Consider the following 17,813-nt stretch of genomic DNA (forward strand, 5'->3'; position numbering starts at 1 on the left):
CAAGACCAAGGTGTTCGACGTCGGCGTCGACGGCGTCATCCTCAGTCCCGTCACCAACCTGAACGGGTACCACCCGGGCCCCGCCACGGCGGTTGCGGAGCTGCTGAAACCGCTGCTCGGCAAGTGAACACTGGGTGTGGTGGTTGATCTCACCGCGCTGCCTGGAAGCGTGCCGACTAACCTAGCGGTTGTACTGAGTAGGTTTTCGCACGCGAGGAGCAGCAATGAGCCACCCCGGAGCTACGGCATCGGATCGGCATAAGGTCGTCATCATCGGTTCTGGGTTCGGCGGTCTCAACGCTGCTCAGAAGCTCAAGAGAACCGACGTGGACATCAAGCTGATCGCCCGCACGACGCATCACCTGTTCCAGCCGCTGCTGTACCAGGTGGCCACCGGCATCATCTCCGAGGGCGAGATCGCGCCGCCAACCCGGCTCATCCTGCGCAAGCAGGAGAACGCGCAGGTGCTGCTCGGCGACGTCACCCACATCGACCTGGCCAACAAGACCGTCACCTCGGAGCTGCTCGGGCACGACTACAAGACGCCGTACGACAGCCTGATCATCGCCGCGGGCGCGGGACAGTCCTACTTCGGCAACGATCACTTCGCCGAGTTCGCGCCGGGCATGAAGTCGATCGACGACGCGCTCGAACTCCGCGGCCGCATCCTCGGTGCGTTCGAGCAGGCCGAGCGCTCCAGTGACCCGGTGCGCCGCGCGAAGCTGCTGACCTTCGTCGTCGTCGGCGCAGGTCCAACGGGTGTCGAGATGGCCGGGCAGATCCAGGAGTTGGCCGACCAGACGCTCAAGGGCAGCTTCCGCCACATCGACCCCACCGAGGCGCACGTCATTCTGCTCGACGCGGCGCCCGCCGTACTGCCGCCGATGGGCAAGAAGTTAGGCCTCAAGGCGCAGGAGCGGTTGGAGAAGATGGGCGTCGAGGTCCAACTCAACGCCATGGTCACTGACGTCGACCGCAACGGCATCACGGTCAAGGACGCCGACGGCACCATCCGGCGCATCGAATCTGCATGCAAGGTGTGGTCGGCCGGTGTGTCGGCGAGCCCGTTGGGCCGGGACCTGGCCGAGCAGTCCGAAACCGAAATCGACCGGGCTGGGCGGGTCAAGGTGCTGCCCGACCTGTCGATCCCAGGTCACCCCAACGTCTTCGTGGTCGGCGACATGGCGTTCGTCGACGGTGTGCCAGGCATGGCGCAGGGTGCCATACAGGGCGCCAAGTACGTCTCGAAGATCATCCAGAACGAGTCCAAGGCGCGCGAGCACGGCACCGTCCCCAAGCCTCGTGAACCGTTCAGTTACTTCGACAAGGGCTCGATGGCCACGGTGTCGAAGTACAACGCCGTCGCCCAGATCGGCAAGCTCGAGTTCGGCGGTTTCATCGCGTGGTTGGCCTGGCTCGGCCTGCACCTGATCTACCTGGTCGGGTTCAAGACCAAGGTCGCCACGCTGCTGTCGTGGGCGGTGACGTTCCTCAGCCGCGAGCGCGGTCAGCTGACCATCACCGAGCAGCAGGCCTACGCGAGAACGCGCCTCGAGCAACTCGAGGACATCGCGGCGTCGGTGCGCGAAACGGAGAAGGCGGCGAGTTAGCGTACGGCGCTGGGGGTCCCCCCGCTTACGGCGGGCTGGAGCGAAGCGACCCGGGGTTACAACCGGTCGCCTTGCCACGTCGCCAGACAGCCGCCGGAAGCCAGCTCCAAGATGGTTCCTGCGGCGTCGAATTCGGTTTGCGGGTAACGCAATTCGCTGACGCAGGCCAGCGGGGTCCCGAGTTCGTCGTCGGTCAGCGAGCCGGTGCCCAGTTCGACGCGATGCCGCAGTAGCGGTGTGCCATTGACGTCGGCGTGCACCGATCCCGACCAGAAGCCCTGCTGCTCGCCAGATCTACCGATCTGCACGCGCTCGCGTAGTCGCACGCTGCCCCGGCCGCCAACGGTCAGCCGGGTGGACGTCAGATGCCGCGCCGCGCCCGCAACGATCGTCGGCTGTGGGTCGAGGTCGAGCTGGCCCTCCACCTCGAGATCCCAGCTGGCCCTGGATTCCATGGTGACGGTTCCCGGCATCGCCATCGTCGCGGCGGCGCTGCGCAATCGGAGTACGGCGCCGGGTTCGACCACTACCCGCACCCGGATGGTGTCCCCGCCAAGCGGTGTCGCCGCCGCCGAGACCAGATGCACGGTGTCGGTGTCGGTGCGGCGGCCCGCCACCCCGCCCGCACACTCGATGCGCGGGGCGCGGTCGGGCGACGCAACGATCAGAACGTCGGAGAGCATTGTGGCGCTTGCCCTTACACCGGCACGCGCAGCTGTTGGTGCACCCAGTCCAGTACCAGCGACGCCCCAGGATCATCGGTTAGTGAGATCAGCACGTACGGGCGGTCGCCGCGGACCATTGCGGCATCGCGGCGCATCACGTCGAGGTCGGCGCCGACCATCGGGGCCAGGTCGGTCTTGTTGATCACCAACAGGTCCGAGAACGTCACGCCAGGGCCACCCTTGCGGGGCACCTTGTCGCCACCCGCCACGTCGATGACGAAGATCTGGGCGTCGACCAGGCCCGAGGAGAACGTCGCCGTGAGGTTGTCGCCACCGGACTCGACGAGAATCAGGTCCAGCTTCGCGTTGCCGGCGATCAGGTCGTCGATCGCATCCAGGTTGGCGGTGATGTCGTCGCGGATTGCGGTATGCGGGCAGCCGCCGGTCTGCACGGCGGCGATGCGCTCGTCGGGTAGCACGGCGTTGCGGCGCAGGAAGTCGGCGTCTTCAGTGGTGTAGATGTCATTGGTCAGCACCGCCAGTGAAAGCTCGTCGCGCAGCTGCCTGCACAGCGCGGCGACCAGTGCGGTCTTGCCCGAGCCGACGGGTCCCCCGATGCCGATGCGCAGGGGTTCGCCGGCGTGGCGGACGCGGCGGGGTCGTTCGGTGTGGCTGTGCGGCTCGCCGTCGAGGAGATGCGGTGGCATGGTTGACCTTTCAGGAAACGAACAGGGGTCGGTCGCGTTCGGCGTGACGTTGAGCGAGCACGTCGAGCAGTGGATCGGACAGGTCGGCCAGCTCCTTGGCGGCCTCGGCCGCGGTCTGGTCGCACAAGGCGGACAGTTCGAACGTCAGAGCGGCGACGTCGCCGGGGTCGAGTGCCAAGAGGCGTTGGGCGGCGGTGGCCGACCCCGTCATCGTCGTGTACACGACCGAGATGGCCGTCTGCTCCGGCATCAGTCCGCTGGCCTCGCCGACGGCACCGGCCGCGACACCAAGGTGTGGCTTGACGCCGACGGTGTCCCAGTCGCGGTCCGGCCATACCTTGCGGGCCAGCCGGACCAGGCCTCTCCCCTGTGCTCGCGATGCACTGCGGGCAGCGGGAGCCGGTGTGCGCGCATCGGTTTCGTGATTGGCCTCGGTGAGGCTGAGGGTGCCCGCGTGGACGGCGGCGGCCACCGATGCGGTGACGAGGCCGCTGGTGCGGATGCGGCGGCGCAGAAATGCCCTCAGCGTCGGCAGGTCTGCCACCAGGCCACTGGTGACGGCCTCCTCGACGCCACCGGAATGGACGTGGCCGCCGGTCGGTAGCCGGGAGTCGGATAAGCCCAGCAGCGTGGAAAGCGAAGCCAAGTTCGACACTAGAAGAGGAAATATCTCTGTGCCATGGGCAACTCGGTCGCGGGCTGCTCGGCCCAGACGTCCCCGTCGATGGTCACGGTGAACGTGTCGGGGTCGACCTGGATGCTCGGAAGCGCGTCGTTGAGCGGCATGTCGGCCTTGCCCACCTTGCGAACGTCGCCGACGGCGACGAGCCGGCGGTTCACCGCGAGTCGGTCGGCGAGACCGTCCTCGATGGCTTGCGGCGCGACGAAGTGCACCGACGTCGCTGCCGCTGCGGCGGGCGCAGCACCGAACATCGGCCGCGGCAGGACGGGCTGCGGTGTCGGGATCGACGCGTTCGCATCCCCCATCGCCGCCCACGCAATCATTCCTCCCTTGATCACGGCATGCGGGCGCACGCCGAAGAAGGCCGGCTCCCACAGCACCAGATCGGCGAGCTTGCCGACCTCGACGGAACCGATCTCGTGGTCGATGCCGTGGGCGATCGCCGGGCAGATCGTGTACTTCGCGACGTAGCGACGAACCCGGTTGTTGTCAGCCGCCCCGTCGCCCTCCAGCGCGCCGCGCCGCTTCTTCATCACGTGCGCCGTCTGCCAGGTGCGAAGCACCACTTCGCCGATGCGTCCCATCGCCTGTGCGTCGCTGCCGATCATCGAGATGGCGCCGATGTCGTGCAGCAGGTCCTCGGCGGCGATGGTCGACGGCCTGATCCGACTCTCGGCGAACGCGAGATCCTCTGGGACGCTTGGGTTGAGGTGGTGGCACACCATCAGCATGTCGAGGTGCTCGTCGAGGGTGTTGATGGTGTGCGGGCGCGTCGGGTTGGTGGAACTGGGCAGCACGTTGGGACGGGACACCACGGTGATGATGTCCGGTGCGTGCCCGCCGCCTGCGCCCTCGGTGTGGTACGCGTGGATGGCGCGGCCGTTGATGGCGGCCAGGGTGTCCTCGACGAAGCCCGCCTCGTTGAGCGTGTCCGAGTGCAAGTTGACCTGCACCCCCGCGATGTCGGCGACCGTCAGACAGGCGTCGATGGCGGCGGGCGTCGTGCCCCAGTCCTCGTGCAGTTTGAATCCTGCTGCACCCGCCCGCAATTGCTCCCACATGGCTTCTGCGCTGACGGTGTTGCCCTTGCCGAGCAGCACCACGTTCAGCGGCCAGTGGTCGAGTGCCTCGAGCATCCGCGCGAGGTGCCACGCGCCCGGCGTCACCGTGGTGGCCTTGCTGCCTTCTGCGGGTCCGGTGCCACCCGCGACGATCGTGGTGATGCCGCCGCCGAGGGCCTCCTCCATGATCTGCGGACAGATCAGGTGGACGTGACAGTCGATCGCGCCCGCGGTGAGGATGCGGCCGTTGCCTGCGATGATCTCGGTGGACGGACCCACCACCAGGTCAGGGTGCACGCCCGACATGATGTCGGGGTTGCCTGCCTTGCCGATCGCGGTGATCCGGCCGTCGCGAATACCGACGTCGGCCTTGATGATTCCCCAGTGGTCGATGATCACCACACCCGTGATGATGGTGTCGGGCGCGCCGTCGGCACGGGTCGCCCGGGACTGGCCCATGGACTCGCGCAGTACCTTGCCGCCGCCGAACACGGCTTCGTCGCCGGCCCGCCCAGGACCGCCGCTGCGGTCCTCGGTGATCTCGATGAACAGATCGGTGTCGGCGAGCCGGATCCGGTCGCCCGTGGTGGGGCCGAAGAGCGCCGCGTAGCGCGACCGGGAAAGCTCGCTCATGAATTGCCGTTCTTCGCGCAAGCGCTCATCAGAAGTGGTCCAACTTTCCGGGTGGGTTCAGCGACAGCCCGTGGACCTCGCGGGTGCCGGTCAGCGGAACGAGCGAAACATGTTGAGTGATACCAGGTTCGAAGCGCACCGCAGTGCCGGCGGGGATGTCGAGACGGTGGCCGTGGGCCGCCACGCGATCGAACTCCAGCGCGGCGTTCGCCTGCGGCAGATGCACGTGGCTGCCGACCTGGACGGGCCGATCACCGGCATTGACGATGTTGAGTTCGAGCCTTTCGGCACCCTCGTTGATGAGGATGTCGCCGTCGCCGAACACGATCTCTCCAGGAATCATCGGCACATCACTGAATCGGGTGGTGGACGGTGACGAGCTTGGTGCCGTCGGGGAACGTGGCCTCTACCTGGACGTCGTAGAGCATCTCGGGTACGCCCTCCATGACGTCGTCTCGCCCGAGCACTTCGCGCCCGCTGTTCATCAGCTCGGCGACCGTACGACCGTCGCGGGCGCCCTCGAGGAGATGGTCGGTGATCAACGCGACCGCCTCGGGGTGGTTCAGCCGTAGCCCGCGCGCCTGTCGGCGTCGGGCGAGTTCGGCCGCGTACGAGAGGAGCAGGCGGTCCTGCTCGTGCGGTGACAAGCGCATAGATCGCGATCCTGCCACGGCGAGCGTAAGTCAGCAGCGCACGTGTGAATGCGCCTGCGCTCAGGCCTCGTTCGGCAGGTTCTGCAGCCGCACCTGTCCGCGGGCAACCATCTTGTCGTTCGTGTCCGTGATCTCGATGAGCCAGATCTGTTGGCGTCTACCGCGATGGATCGGCGTGGAGACCGCGGTGACCATGCCCGCGGTGATGGCCCGCAGGAAGTCGGTGTTGTTGTTCACCCCGACCACGTTGCTTCCGTTTCCCTTGGAGTCCAGCCACACGGCCGCCGAGTGACTGGCCACGCTCTCGACGATCGCGCAGTAAACGCCGCCGTGCACGATGCCGTGTGGCTGCAGCAGCTTGTCGGTGATGGTCAGTTGCGCCTTCGCGCCGTCAGGCGTCACGTCCAGGTAGGTGAGGCCGATCTCGTCGTCGAATCCGCCGTTCACGCTGTTGGGCATCCAAGTCGTCACATCGAAGTGTCTACACGCACGGGAACACGTCCGAAGAATCAACCCCCGCAAAAACGGGCGGGCCCCGTACACGATGTGTACGGGGCCCGCCCTCGAGTGGACCGGGGATGTCTGCAGCCCTCAGTATTCCCTGGCGGTCCGGTGGTTCGACGGAGCTAGATCGTCTTGCTCCTGCACAAGAATAGGCAAGGCTGCCCTAATTTTGCAAGGCCTTGCCGCCGCAAGTCCGGCTGACCCGCGTACTGGGGCCCCGAAACCGACCAACGCGTCGAGCACGGCCTGGCCGCGGCGCATGCTGGTCAGCTCGCTGCAAACGGCAAGCAGCGGAACCCGGGTAGCGGCGCTGACCACGGCGGTGCCGACGACGTGCCACATCGCGGCCGACGAAATCGCGCCACGACTGACCTCGACCAGCTTGGCGAACAGTGGCTCCAGCGAGCGATGACTGCGATGCGCCACCCACGTCGTCAGGGCGGCTTCGTTCGGCAGCGCGACGATGCGATCCCTGCAGCGCGACTTCTCCCCGAACTCGACGTCGTCGGGCAGGGCGCGCAGGGTGGGGTCGACGACGCCGACCCAGTCGATGGCGCCCTCGGAGTCCACGTGCACCCACAGGTTCTCGAGCCCGGTGTCCCAGGCCCTCCCCTCGAGGACCAACAGCGGCACGACGCGCCCGATGACTACGTGTGCGAACGTCGCCGCCAGCTGTTGCGCCACGGCCACGCGGTTCTCCGTCTCGGTTGCGGCGGCGTCGAACATCCCACGCAGTCGGTCGGTGGTGAGCACGTCGGTCAGTGGCCACCAGCGGCGGCGGGACAAATCGCTCATGACGGCCACGCCGTAGACGCGCGGGCACTCGGGGTACAGCTCGCGGAGCCGCTGGCTGGACTCGTGAATCGGCAAAGGCTGGCTGGTCGACATCCGTGCGATCAATGGGTCGTCGATCACGACAGTCATGGGCACCTCCTGCAGTTAGGTTAGCCTTACTATAGTGAGGCTAACGGGCAGGGAAACTTCTTGTGACTGGACTCACAACGGCGTGAGAAGTGCCACTTTGGCTGGTCAGGACGCATGTAACGGCCATCCTGCGGAACGTTCGGCGGTGCGGCGACGTTGCACCCCGACAACGGATACGACACACGGTAGTAAGCCCGTAGTACCCTGAATCCATTGCTCAGGAGTGTGAACGAAACATGGCCAAACAGACGCGGCTCGGGGAACTCGAACGCGAAGTGATGGACCACCTGTGGTCCTCGCGCGAACCCCAAACAGTCCGACAGGTGCACGAAGCACTGGCGGCGCGACGAGACCTGGCCTACACCACCATCATGACGGTGCTGCAGCGCTTGGCGAAGAAGAACCTCGTCGTACAGCACCGCGATGACAGAGCGCACCGCTACGCACCGACCCACGGCCGCGACGAACTAGTCGCCGGCCTCATGGTCGACGCACTTGACCAGGTATCGGACTCCGGCAGCAGAGAGGCTGCGCTCGTTCACTTCGTCGAACGGGTGGGCGCCGGCGAGGCCGCGGCGCTGCGTCGAGCCCTTGCCGAGTTGGAGGCGAAGGACGGTTCTGCCTCGTCCGCTAGCAATCCGGGCACTGCCTGAGGGACACTTGCAGTGTGTCCGCGCTGGCCTTCTCCATAGTCGCGCTGCTCCTCATTGGACCGGTGCCCGCATTGGTGGCCAGGGCGTCGTGGCCGTTGCGCGCTCCGCGGGCTGCCATCGTGCTGTGGCAGTCGGTCGCGCTGGCCGCCGTGCTCTCCGCGTTCAGTGCCGGCATCGCCATCGCCAGCAGGCTCTTCGTGCCAGGTCCGGACGGTCGACCCACCGCGACGGTGACCAGTGAGATCAAGGCGCTCGGCTGGCCGCTGTGGCTGCTCTACGTCGTCGTCTTCGCGCTCACCCTGCTGATCGGCGCCCGCTTGGTGGTGGCCATCGTCCAGGTGGCAATCGCCACTCGCAGGCGAAGGGCCCACCACCGCATGCTCGTCGACCTCCTCGGCAGGTCGCACGACCCTTCCGTGCGGCGGTCGAGCGGACTCCGCATCCTCGACGTGGCGCAGCCGTTGGCCTACTGCCTGCCGGGCGTGCGTAGCCGCGTGGTGGTCAGTGAAGGAACGCTGAGCACGCTGTCGGACACCGAGCTGAGGGCGATCCTCAGCCATGAGCACGCGCACCTGCGAGCCAGGCACGACCTGGTGCTCGAGATGTTCACGGCTGTGCACGCCGCCTTCCCCCGCTTCGTCCGTAGCGCGAACGCGCTCGACGCGGTGCGCCTGCTCATCGAACTGCTGGCGGACGACGCCGCGGTGCGGACGGCAGGCCCCACTCCCCTGGCCCGGGCACTGGTCGCGTGCGCAGCCGGTCGCGCACCGTCCGGCGCGCTCGCCGCGGGCGGTCCCCACACCATCACGCGGGTGCGTCGCCTCGGCGGCAAGCCCAACAGCGTTCCTCTCGCGGTCGCGGCATACGTCACCGCAGCGGCCGTGCTCGTCGTGCCCACCATCGCGCTCGCGGTGCCCTGGCTCACCGAGCTGCAGCGGCTGATAACCGCGTAGATTCAGCTTTCAGAAGACCTGTGCGACAAGCAAACAACGAAAGGCTGCCTGTGAGCTCGCCCGAAACCAACGCAACGGCTCAGATCGGTGTCACCGGCCTGGCCGTGATGGGGTCCAACATCGCCCGCAACTTCGCCCACCACGGTTACACCGTCGCGCTGCACAATCGGTCGGTAGCCAAGACCGATGCGTTGCTCGAAGCGCACGGGTCCGAGGGCAAGTTCGTGCGAAGTGAAACCATTCCGGAATTCCTTGCCGCACTTGAGAAGCCGCGGCGGGTGCTGATCATGGTGAAGGCGGGCGATCCCACCGACGCCGTGATCAACGAGCTCGCCGACGCGATGGAGGAAGGCGACATCATCATCGATGGCGGCAACTCCCTCTACACCGACACCATCCGCCGCGAGAAGGCGATCAGGGAGCGCGGTCTGCATTTCGTCGGTGCCGGCATCTCCGGTGGCGAGGAGGGTGCGCTCAACGGTCCGTCGATCATGCCGGGCGGCCCCGTCGAGTCCTACAAGTCACTCGGGCCGCTGCTCGAGGAGATCTCCGCCCACGTCGACGGTGTGCCCTGCTGCACGCACATCGGGCCCGACGGCTCCGGCCACTTCGTCAAGATGGTGCACAACGGCATCGAGTACTCCGACATGCAGCTGATCGGCGAGGCGTACCAACTCCTGCGCGACGGCCTTGGCAAGACGGCCGCCGAGATCGCCGAGGTCTTCGGCGAGTGGAACAAGGGCGACCTGGACAGCTACCTGATCGAGATCACCGCCGAGGTGCTCAAGCAGGTCGACGCCAAGACGGGCAAGCCGCTGGTCGACGTCATCCTCGACGAGGCCGAGCAGAAGGGCACCGGCCGCTGGACGGTCAAGTCCGCCCTCGACCTCGGAGTGCCGGTGACCGGCATCGCCGAAGCCGTGTTCGCCCGCGCGCTGTCGGGCTCGGTCACCCAGCGCAAGGCCACCACGGGTCTGGCGTCCGGTGCCCTCGGCTCCAAGCCGACAGACGCCGAGAAGTTCACCGACGACGTCAGCAAGGCGTTGTACGCCTCGAAGATCGTTGCGTATGCCCAGGGCTTCAACCAGATTCAGGCGGGCAGCAAGGAGTACGACTGGGGCATCACGCCCGGTGACATGGCCACCATCTGGCGCGGTGGCTGCATCATCAGGGCCAAGTTCCTCAACCGGATCAAGGAAGCCTTCGACGACGAGCCCGAATTGGCCACCCTCATCGTGGCGCCGTACTTCCGCGAGGCCATCGAGGCTGCCATCGACAGCTGGCGGCGGGTCGTGGTGACCGCCACCGAGCTGGGCATCCCGATCCCCGGCTTCTCCTCGGCGCTGTCCTACTATGACGCGCTGCGCACCGAGCGCCTCCCCGCCGCACTCACCCAGGGTTTGCGGGACTTCTTCGGCGCGCATACCTATGGGCGCATCGACGAAGATCCCAGCAAGAAGTTCCACACGCAGTGGAGCGGCGATCGGACCGAGTCGCCTGCGTGAGATTCCTTGACGGGCACAACCCGCCCTACGACCTGACCTACAACGACGTCTTCGTCGTTCCGGGGCGTTCCGACCTCACGTCCCGGTTCGACGTCGACCTCTCCACCGTCGACGGGTCAGGCACCACGATCCCCGTGGTCGTCGCCAACATGACGGCGGTCGCCGGCCGGCGAATGGCCGAGACGGTGGCGCGACGGGGTGGAATCGTCGTTCTGCCCCAAGACCTTCCGGCCTCCGCGGTACGCGAGATGGTCGAGTTCGTGAAGAGTCGCGATCTGGTGGTCGACACTCCCGTCACCCTGTCGCCGGACGATTCGGTGTCCGACGCCACCGCCCTCATTCACAAGCGCGCGCACGGTGTGGCGGTGGTGATCGATGTGGACGGCAGGCCGGTCGGATTGGTCACCGACGCGTCGTGCCAGGGCGTCGACCGCTTCGCGCGGGTTCGCGACGTCGCGACCTCCGACTTCGTCACCGCGGGGGTGGGCACCGATCCGCGGGCCGTGTTCGATCGCCTCGAGCACAGCCCGGTCGGGGTGGCCGTGATGACCGGACCCGACGGACGCCTGGCCGGGGTGCTGACGCGGACCGGCGCCATCCGCGCCGGCATCTACACACCTGCCGTGGACGACGCGGGTCGGCTACGGATTGCGGCTGCGATTGGCATCAACGGTGACGTCGCCGCCAAGGCGAAGGAGCTGGCCGAAGCGGGGGCCGACTTGCTGGTCATCGACACCGCGCACGGTCACCAAGTAAAGATGCTCGATGCCATCAAGACCGTGTCGTCACTGGACCTTGGTCTGCCACTGGCCGCGGGCAACGTGGTGTCGGCCGAGGGGACGCGCGACCTGATCAGCGCCGGCGCGTCGATCGTCAAGGTGGGCGTCGGCCCCGGCGCCATGTGCACCACCCGGATGATGACCGGAGTTGGACGCCCGCAGTTCTCCGCGGTGGTCGAATGCGCGGCAGCAGCAAGGCAATTGGGCGGTCACGTCTGGGCGGACGGGGGTGTACGGCATCCGCGGGACGTGGCGCTCGCGCTCGCCGCAGGCGCTTCCAACGTGATGATCGGCTCCTGGTTCGCTGGGACGTACGAGTCGCCGGGCGATCTGCTGTACGACCGGGAAGATCGGCTGTACAAGGAGAGTTACGGCATGGCGTCCAAGCGGGCGGTGGCAGCCAGGACCGCAGGCGACAGCCAGTTCGACCGCGCGCGCAAGGCACTGTTCGAAGAGGGCATCTCGACGTCGAGGATGGGCCTCGATCCGACCCGCGGTGGTGTCGAGGACCTTCTCGACCACATCACCTCCGGCGTGCGCAGTACCTGCACCTACGTTGGGGCGGCGACGTTGCCGGAATTGCACGACAAGGTCGTTCTCGGGGTGCAGTCCGCCGCGGGCTTCGCCGAAGGGCACCCGCTGCCGTCTGGCTGGTGACCGGCCTGAGTGGTGGGTCGACTCGGCTACGATTGGGCTGTCTCGTCGCCGATCGAAGGGGAAATCGTGCCGCAGGCACCCGCCGAGGCCCCAGAACCTGAACGGGCCTCCTCGGAGCCATCCGACGCCGAACCCTCCAGTAGGGAGCCGGGCCCGGTGCCCGGCGCCCACCGTGGCTGGCTCCGATGAGCCTCACCTTCACCCTGCTCGCCCTGCTCGGTTTCGTCGTCCTCACCGCAGGCACGGCACTCTTCGTGGCGGCGGAGTTCTCTCTGACCGCGTTGGAACGCAGCACGGTCGACGCCAACGCCCGCACCGGATCCCGCCGCGACAAATTGGTGCAGCGCGCACATCGAACGCTGTCGTTCCAGCTGTCGGGCGCCCAGGTGGGCATCTCGATAACGACGCTGTTCACCGGGTACCTCGCCGAGCCGCTGCTCGCGCAACTCTTCCATCCCGCCTTCTCGGCACTGTCGCTCACCAAGAACTTTGCCGACGGCATCGCGCTTGCCTTCGCTCTGCTGATCGCCACCTCGGTGTCGATGGTGTTCGGCGAGCTGGTGGCCCAGTACCTTGCCATCGCAAAACCGTTGGCGACCGCGCGCGTCGTCTCCGGACCGCAGTTGCTGTTCTCGATGATTACCACCCCCCTCATCAAGACGACCAACGGCACCGCCAACTGGATCCTCCGTCGAGTGGGCATCGAGCCGGCCGAGGAACTGCGCTCCGCGCGGTCGCCGCAGGAACTCGTGTCGCTGGTGCGCACGTCCGCCCGCGCAGGTTCGCTCGATCTCGCGACTGCCACCCTCGTCGATCGGTCACTGCGATTCGGCACCCGCACCGCCGAAGAGCTGATGACCCCCCGCTCGAAGATCGAGGCCCTGAAGTCCGACGACACCGTCACCGACCTCATCGCCAAGGCAATGGAGACCGGCTTCTCCCGTTTTCCGATCGTCGCGGGTGATCTCGACGAGACGTTGGGCATCGTGCACGTCAAACAGGTCTTCGAGGTGCCGCGAGCGGACCGGTCGCACACCAGGCTGGCCACGCTGGTGCAGCCCGTGTCCACCGTGCCGTCCACCCTCGACGGCGACGCCGTGATGACGCAGATTCGGGCGAACGGCCTGCAGACTGCGCTCGTGGTCGACGAATACGGCGGAACCGCAGGCATGGTAACCGTCGAGGACCTGATCGAGGAGATCGTCGGCGACGTGCGCGACGAGCACGACGACGCCACTCCCGACGTGGTCGAGATGCGCAACGGCTGGCAGGTGTCGGGTCTGCTGCGCATCGACGAGGTCGACACGGAGACCCCGTTCCGGGCCCCCGAGGGCGAGTACGAAACCATCGGCGGCCTGGTGTTGCAGGTGCTCGGGCACATCCCCGTCGAGGGAGAGTCCGTGACGTTGAGCGAGTTCGACCCCGACACTGCGTTGGACCGCCCGGTGCATTGGCTCGCGACCGTCGAGCGCATGGACGGCCGTCGCATCGACCTGATCAAGCTGGTCAAGCTCGGCCCCGACGAGGAGTCCGCTCATGGGTGACCTATTGGGTGTACTGCTCACCGTGCTGCTGCTCGCCGCCAACGCCTTCTTCGTCGCGGCGGAGTTCGCGCTGATCTCCGCGCGTCGCGACCGGTTGGAGGCGCTCGCCGAGCAGGGCAAGAAGAGCGCAGTGGCCGTCATCCAGGCCGGGCAGAACCTGTCGCTGATGCTGGCGGGCGCGCAGCTTGGCATCACGGTGTGTTCGATCCTGCTCGGCCGCGTCGGCGAACCCGCCGTGGCCCATCTACTGGAGACACCCTTCGACCTATTGGGTGTGCCCGACGCCGTCCTGCACACCGTGTCGTTCGTCGTGGCCCTCACGATCGTCGTGGTGCTGCACGTGCTGCTCGGTGAAATGGTGCCGAAGAACATCGCCATCGCTGGTCCCGAATCGGCCGCGATGCTCTTGGTCCCGCCGTACCTGGTCTGGATCCGGATCGCGCGACCGTTCATCGCGTTCTACGACTGGTGCGCGAAATTGACACTGCGCGCGTTTGGCGTAGAAGCCAAGAACGAGCTCGAGAACACCGTGTCCATGATCGAACTGTCGGAGATGATCGCCGACTCGCTGTCGGAGGGGCTGCTTGATCCCGAGGAACACAACCGCCTGTCGCGGGCGCTGGAGATTCGCAACCGGGTGGTCGCCGACGTTTCCGTGCCCGTCCACGACATTCACACGGTTCCTGCCGCCGACGACGGCTCGGGGCCGACCGTCGCAGCCATCCAACAGGCGCTCGCCGAGACCGGCTATAGCCGCTTTCCAGTCGTCGACCGGGCTGGCCGATACACCGGGTACGTGCACATCAAGGACGTGCTGTCGCTGGTGGACGATCCCGATGCGGTCGTCGACCCGTCGTTGGTGCGAGCGCTGCCGCAAATGTCAGAGACCTTGCCGCTGCCCGACGCGTTGTCCCGCATGCGACGCGACAACAGCCACCTTGCGCTCGTCACCACCGACGACCGGGTTACGGCCGTCGTGACACTCGAAGACCTCGTCGAGGATCTGGTGGGGACGGTGCGCGACGGTACGCACCGTGTCTGAGGCACTCCTCGAACACGTGGTACTCGGCGAATTCGACTGGACCGAGCGCGAATCAAGGCACGTCGAGCGGGCGGAGGTCTTCCTAGGGCCGCACCGTGCGCGCGCCGAACGCGGCGAGGCGCATCCGGTGTGGGACTTCTTGTTCAGCTACTACAGCCTGCGTCCGCGACAGTTGCGCCGCTGGCATCCCGGTTTCGGCGTGGCACTGGACGGTGTCTCGGCAGTTCGCTTCCTCGACCGGGCCGGCTACGCAAAGAGCGGTTCTACCGTCACCGTGACCGAGGCGCACCTGCGGACCCGAATCGACACCGTCACCTTCATCGCAGAGTTGTTGCGCGCCACGGGGAATCGGCCGGTCCGGCTCAACTGCTTCGGCCTCCACGAATGGGCGATGGTCTATCGCACCTCGGACGTGCGGCACGACCAGGTTCCGCTGCGCCTCGGCGCGGCAGGCACCGACGCAGTGGTCGAGTCAACGGCATTGCGGTGCAGCCACTTCGACGCATACCGCTTCTTCACCGGGGCCGCCGTGCCACTCAACGCCGAGGCGTTGAGCCGCCAGCGACAGGTCGACACCGAGCAGCCGGGCTGTGTTCACGCCAACATGGACCTGTACAAGTGGTGTTACAAGCTCGGCCCGCTGGTGGCCTCGGAGTTGCTGATGGACTGCCTGGACCTGGCTGCGCAGGCGCGGGCCCTGGACATGCGGGCCAGCCCGTACGACCTGGCCGCCTACGGGATCGCGCCGATCCCCATCGAGGACGCCGCGGGCCGTACCGAGTACGTGCGATGTCAACGCGACATCGCCGATCGCGCCGCTCCACTGCGGGCGGCACTGCTGAGCCGGTGTGACGAGTTGCTCGCGACGGTGGCCGATCGCCGCGAGTGAGGCGCAGCGCCACCGACAGCCCAATCGGGCCACTGTTACCCACGGGTAAGCTGGTTCGACGCTTTGAAAGGAACCTCATGACAGAGCCCACGACCGATCGCGTGACCGTCGGAAACCTGCGAGTGGCACGTGTGCTGCACGACTTCATCACCAATGAGGCGTTGCCGGGCACCGGTCTGGACGCAGACAGCTTCTGGGCTGGCGTCGACAAGGTCGTCACCGACCTGGGCCCGAAGAACCAGGATCTGCTTGCGCGCCGCGACGAGCTGCAGGCGCAGATCGACAAGTGGCACCGCCAGCGCGTCATCGGACCGTTCGACGCAGCGGAATACCAGACGTTCCTCACCGAGATCGGCTACCTCCAGCCCGAGCCTGCGGACTTCTCCATCACCACGTCCGGCGTCGACACCGAGATCACCAGTACCGCGGGTCCGCAGCTGGTGGTACCGATCCTGAATGCCCGCTTCGCCCTGAACGCCTCCAATGCGCGGTGGGGTTCGCTGTACGACGCGCTGTACGGCACTGACGTGATCCCCGAGACCGATGGCGCCGAGAAGGGAAGCGGCGGCTACAACAGGGTGCGCGGGGACAAGGTCATCGCCTACGCCCGTGCCTTCCTCGACCAGGCGGTGCCGCTGGCGTCCGGCTCCTACGCCGACGCCACCGGGTTCGCGATCGACGACGGTCAACTGCTGGTGACCCTCGGTGACGGCCTGTCGGAAGCTGCTGACTCCTCGCGCGAGCGCTCGTCGGTCGGACTTGCCAACCCCGAAGAGTTCGCCGGCTACACCGGCGAACTCGGTTCGCCCCAGTGGTCGGTGCTGCTGGTGCACCACGGCCTGCACATCGAGATCCTCATCGACCCCGAGTCCCCCGTCGGCTCGACCGACAAGGCGGGCGTCAAGGACGTCGTGCTGGAGTCTGCGATCACCACGATCATGGACTTCGAGGACTCCGTCGCGGCCGTCGACGCCGACGACAAGGTGCTCGGCTACCGAAACTGGCTGGGCCTCAACCGCGGTGACCTCACCGAGGAAGTCAGCAAGGGCGGCAAGTCGTTCACGCGCGTGCTCAGCGAGGACCGGGTCTTCACTCGCCCAAATCCGGGCCCAGACGGCGAGACTGAGCTGACCCTTCCCGGTCGCAGCCTCCTGTTCGTCCGCAACGTGGGGCACCTGATGACCAACGACGCGATCGTCGACGCCGATGGCAACGAGGTGCCAGAGGGTATTCAGGACGCGCTGTTCACCGGCCTGATCGCAATGCACGGATTGAAGGGCTCCGACGACAACGATGGAGCCAACGGCCCGTTGCTCAACAGCCGCACCGGTTCGATCTACATCGTCAAGCCGAAGATGCACGGCCCCGACGAAGTGGCGTTCACCTGCGAGCTGTTCAGCCGCGTCGAGGACGTGCTCGGACTGCCCCAGGCCACCATGAAGGTCGGCATCATGGACGAGGAACGGCGGACCACGCTGAACCTGAAGGCCTGTATCAAGGCCGCCGCCGACCGCGTGGTGTTCATCAACACCGGCTTCCTGGACCGCACCGGCGACGAGATCCACACCTCGATGGAGGCCGGGCCGATGATCCGCAAGGGCGCGATGAAGAGCCAGCCCTGGATCAAGGCCTACGAGGACGCCAACGTCGACACCGGCCTTGCGGCCGGCCTGTCCGGCAAGGCTCAGATCGGCAAGGGCATGTGGGCCATGACCGAGCTGATGGCCGACATGGTCGAGCAGAAGATCGGCCAACCGAAGGCAGGCGCCACCACCGCGTGGGTGCCCTCGCCGACCGGTGCCACGCTGCACGCGATGCACTACCACCAGGTCGACGTGTTCGAGGTGCAGAAGGAGCTGGCGGGCCAGAAGCGGACGACGCTGGACGAACTGCTGACCATCCCGTTGTCCAAGGAACTGGCGTGGGCTCCTGAGGAGATCCGCGAGGAGGTCGACAACAACTGTCAGTCGATCCTCGGTTACGTGGTGCGATGGGTCGACGCGGGCGTCGGCTGCTCCAAGGTGCCCGACATCCATGACGTCGCGCTGATGGAGGACCGCGCCACCCTTCGCATCTCGAGCCAACTGCTGGCCAACTGGCTGCGCCACGGCGTGATCACCGAGGAGGACGTCAAGGCCAGCCTGCGACGGATGGCCGCCGTGGTCGACGAGCAGAACTCGAAGGACGCCGACTATCTGCCGATGGCTCCGGATCCGGAGGCCAGCATCGCGTTCGAGGCCGCGCAGGAGTTGATCCTGTCCGGTGCCGAACAACCCAATGGCTACACCGAGCCGATCCTGCATCGGCGCCGCCGGGAGTTCAAAGCTCGTCACGCCAACCAGTGACTAGACT

General features: G+C 66.8%; 17 protein-coding genes. 9 read left to right on the top strand and 8 right to left on the bottom strand.

Features of this window, described 5'->3' with window-relative positions:
- Positions 1–224: 224 nt before the first annotated feature.
- Positions 225–1,610, top strand: coding sequence for a type II NADH:quinone oxidoreductase Ndh (ndh, locus tag QOD90_RS06750; RefSeq protein WP_526347927.1), 1,386 nt, complete (start codon positions 225–227; stop codon positions 1,608–1,610).
- Positions 1,611–1,666: 56 nt separating this feature from the next.
- Here ndh and QOD90_RS06755 read toward each other — a convergent pair whose 3' ends face one another.
- From QOD90_RS06755 to QOD90_RS06790, 8 genes are all read right to left on the bottom strand, one after another.
- Positions 1,667–2,293 (bottom strand): urease accessory protein UreD, encoded by a 627-nt coding sequence (locus tag QOD90_RS06755; RefSeq protein ID WP_526347929.1) that lies wholly within the window; start codon positions 2,291–2,293, stop codon positions 1,667–1,669.
- A gap of 14 nt (positions 2,294–2,307) precedes the next feature.
- Complete coding sequence (gene ureG / locus QOD90_RS06760; protein WP_526347931.1) at positions 2,308–2,982, bottom strand: urease accessory protein UreG; 675 nt, start codon at positions 2,980–2,982, stop codon at positions 2,308–2,310.
- Positions 2,983–2,992: 10 nt separating this feature from the next.
- Positions 2,993–3,628 carry an urease accessory protein UreF gene (locus QOD90_RS06765; protein WP_526348010.1) on the bottom strand — a complete coding sequence of 212 codons (636 nt, stop codon included), beginning with the start codon at positions 3,626–3,628 and terminating at the stop codon, positions 2,993–2,995.
- An 8-nt stretch (positions 3,629–3,636) separates the two neighbouring features.
- Positions 3,637–5,358: an urease subunit alpha gene (locus tag QOD90_RS06770; protein WP_526347933.1), complete on the bottom strand. Its 1,722-nt coding sequence runs from the start codon at positions 5,356–5,358 to the stop codon at positions 3,637–3,639.
- A gap of 28 nt (positions 5,359–5,386) precedes the next feature.
- On the bottom strand, positions 5,387–5,701 hold the full coding sequence (locus QOD90_RS06775) for an urease subunit beta (protein ID WP_526347935.1): 315 nt from the start codon (positions 5,699–5,701) through the stop codon (positions 5,387–5,389).
- Positions 5,702–5,708: 7 nt separating this feature from the next.
- Positions 5,709–6,011, bottom strand: a complete 303-nt coding sequence (locus QOD90_RS06780) for an urease subunit gamma (RefSeq protein WP_526347937.1) — start codon at positions 6,009–6,011, stop codon at positions 5,709–5,711.
- A gap of 60 nt (positions 6,012–6,071) precedes the next feature.
- Complete coding sequence (locus tag QOD90_RS06785; RefSeq protein ID WP_526347939.1) at positions 6,072–6,470, bottom strand: PaaI family thioesterase; 399 nt, start codon at positions 6,468–6,470, stop codon at positions 6,072–6,074.
- A 132-nt stretch (positions 6,471–6,602) separates the two neighbouring features.
- A complete protein-coding gene (locus tag QOD90_RS06790) occupies positions 6,603–7,439 on the bottom strand; it encodes an iron reductase (RefSeq protein WP_526347941.1) in 837 nt (278 codons plus the stop codon).
- Positions 7,440–7,675: 236 nt separating this feature from the next.
- Between QOD90_RS06790 and QOD90_RS06795 the strand changes: the two genes are divergently transcribed.
- The 8 genes from QOD90_RS06795 (at position 7,676) to QOD90_RS06830 (ending at position 17,806) form a co-directional block, all read left to right on the top strand.
- Positions 7,676–8,092 carry a BlaI/MecI/CopY family transcriptional regulator gene (locus QOD90_RS06795; RefSeq protein ID WP_526347943.1) on the top strand — a complete coding sequence of 139 codons (417 nt, stop codon included), beginning with the start codon at positions 7,676–7,678 and terminating at the stop codon, positions 8,090–8,092.
- 14 nt (positions 8,093–8,106) lie between these two features.
- A complete protein-coding gene (locus QOD90_RS06800) occupies positions 8,107–9,045 on the top strand; it encodes a M56 family metallopeptidase (protein WP_526347945.1) in 939 nt (312 codons plus the stop codon).
- Positions 9,046–9,095: 50 nt separating this feature from the next.
- Positions 9,096–10,550, top strand: coding sequence for an NADP-dependent phosphogluconate dehydrogenase (gnd, locus tag QOD90_RS06805; protein ID WP_526347947.1), 1,455 nt, complete (start codon positions 9,096–9,098; stop codon positions 10,548–10,550).
- Complete coding sequence (locus QOD90_RS06810; RefSeq protein WP_526347949.1) at positions 10,547–11,986, top strand: GuaB1 family IMP dehydrogenase-related protein; 1,440 nt, start codon at positions 10,547–10,549, stop codon at positions 11,984–11,986. Before gnd ends, QOD90_RS06810 begins: the two co-directional genes overlap by 4 nt.
- A 185-nt stretch (positions 11,987–12,171) precedes the next feature.
- The gene (locus QOD90_RS06815) at positions 12,172–13,530 is read left to right on the top strand and encodes a CNNM domain-containing protein (protein ID WP_526347951.1); all 1,359 of its coding nucleotides are present in this window, start codon (positions 12,172–12,174) and stop codon (positions 13,528–13,530) included.
- A complete protein-coding gene (locus tag QOD90_RS06820) occupies positions 13,523–14,572 on the top strand; it encodes a CBS domain-containing protein (protein ID WP_526347953.1) in 1,050 nt (349 codons plus the stop codon). The genes QOD90_RS06815 and QOD90_RS06820 overlap by 8 nt, the downstream gene beginning before the upstream one ends.
- Entirely contained in the window at positions 14,565–15,461 is an 897-nt protein-coding gene (locus QOD90_RS06825; protein WP_526347955.1) for a 3-methyladenine DNA glycosylase, read from the top strand. The genes QOD90_RS06820 and QOD90_RS06825 overlap by 8 nt, the downstream gene beginning before the upstream one ends.
- A 77-nt stretch (positions 15,462–15,538) precedes the next feature.
- Entirely contained in the window at positions 15,539–17,806 is a 2,268-nt protein-coding gene (locus QOD90_RS06830) for a malate synthase G (protein ID WP_526347957.1), read from the top strand.
- Positions 17,807–17,813: the final 7 nt, after the last annotated feature.

The organism is Mycobacterium sp., from assembly GCF_032161845.1.
In the GTDB taxonomy this organism is placed as follows: Bacteria; Actinomycetota; Actinomycetes; order Mycobacteriales; family Mycobacteriaceae; genus Mycobacterium.

Excerpts from the sequence above, each read along its gene's own strand:
- QOD90_RS06820 (WP_526347953.1), top strand. The coding sequence starts at position 13,523 with ATGGGTGACCTATTGGGTGTACTGCTCACCGTGCTGCTGCTCGCCGCC.
- QOD90_RS06780 (WP_526347937.1), bottom strand. The coding sequence starts at position 6,011 with ATGCGCTTGTCACCGCACGAGCAGGACCGCCTGCTCCTCTCGTACGCG.
- QOD90_RS06785 (WP_526347939.1), bottom strand. The coding sequence starts at position 6,470 with ATGCCCAACAGCGTGAACGGCGGATTCGACGACGAGATCGGCCTCACC.
- QOD90_RS06775 (WP_526347935.1), bottom strand. The coding sequence starts at position 5,701 with ATGATTCCTGGAGAGATCGTGTTCGGCGACGGCGACATCCTCATCAAC.
- QOD90_RS06795 (WP_526347943.1), top strand. The coding sequence starts at position 7,676 with ATGGCCAAACAGACGCGGCTCGGGGAACTCGAACGCGAAGTGATGGAC.
- QOD90_RS06815 (WP_526347951.1), top strand. The coding sequence starts at position 12,172 with ATGAGCCTCACCTTCACCCTGCTCGCCCTGCTCGGTTTCGTCGTCCTC.
- QOD90_RS06755 (WP_526347929.1), bottom strand. The coding sequence starts at position 2,293 with ATGCTCTCCGACGTTCTGATCGTTGCGTCGCCCGACCGCGCCCCGCGC.
- QOD90_RS06830 (WP_526347957.1), top strand. The coding sequence starts at position 15,539 with ATGACAGAGCCCACGACCGATCGCGTGACCGTCGGAAACCTGCGAGTG.
- ureG (WP_526347931.1), bottom strand. The coding sequence starts at position 2,982 with ATGCCACCGCATCTCCTCGACGGCGAGCCGCACAGCCACACCGAACGA.
- QOD90_RS06790 (WP_526347941.1), bottom strand. The coding sequence starts at position 7,439 with ATGACTGTCGTGATCGACGACCCATTGATCGCACGGATGTCGACCAGC.
- QOD90_RS06770 (WP_526347933.1), bottom strand. The coding sequence starts at position 5,358 with ATGAGCGAGCTTTCCCGGTCGCGCTACGCGGCGCTCTTCGGCCCCACC.
- ndh (WP_526347927.1), top strand. The coding sequence starts at position 225 with ATGAGCCACCCCGGAGCTACGGCATCGGATCGGCATAAGGTCGTCATC.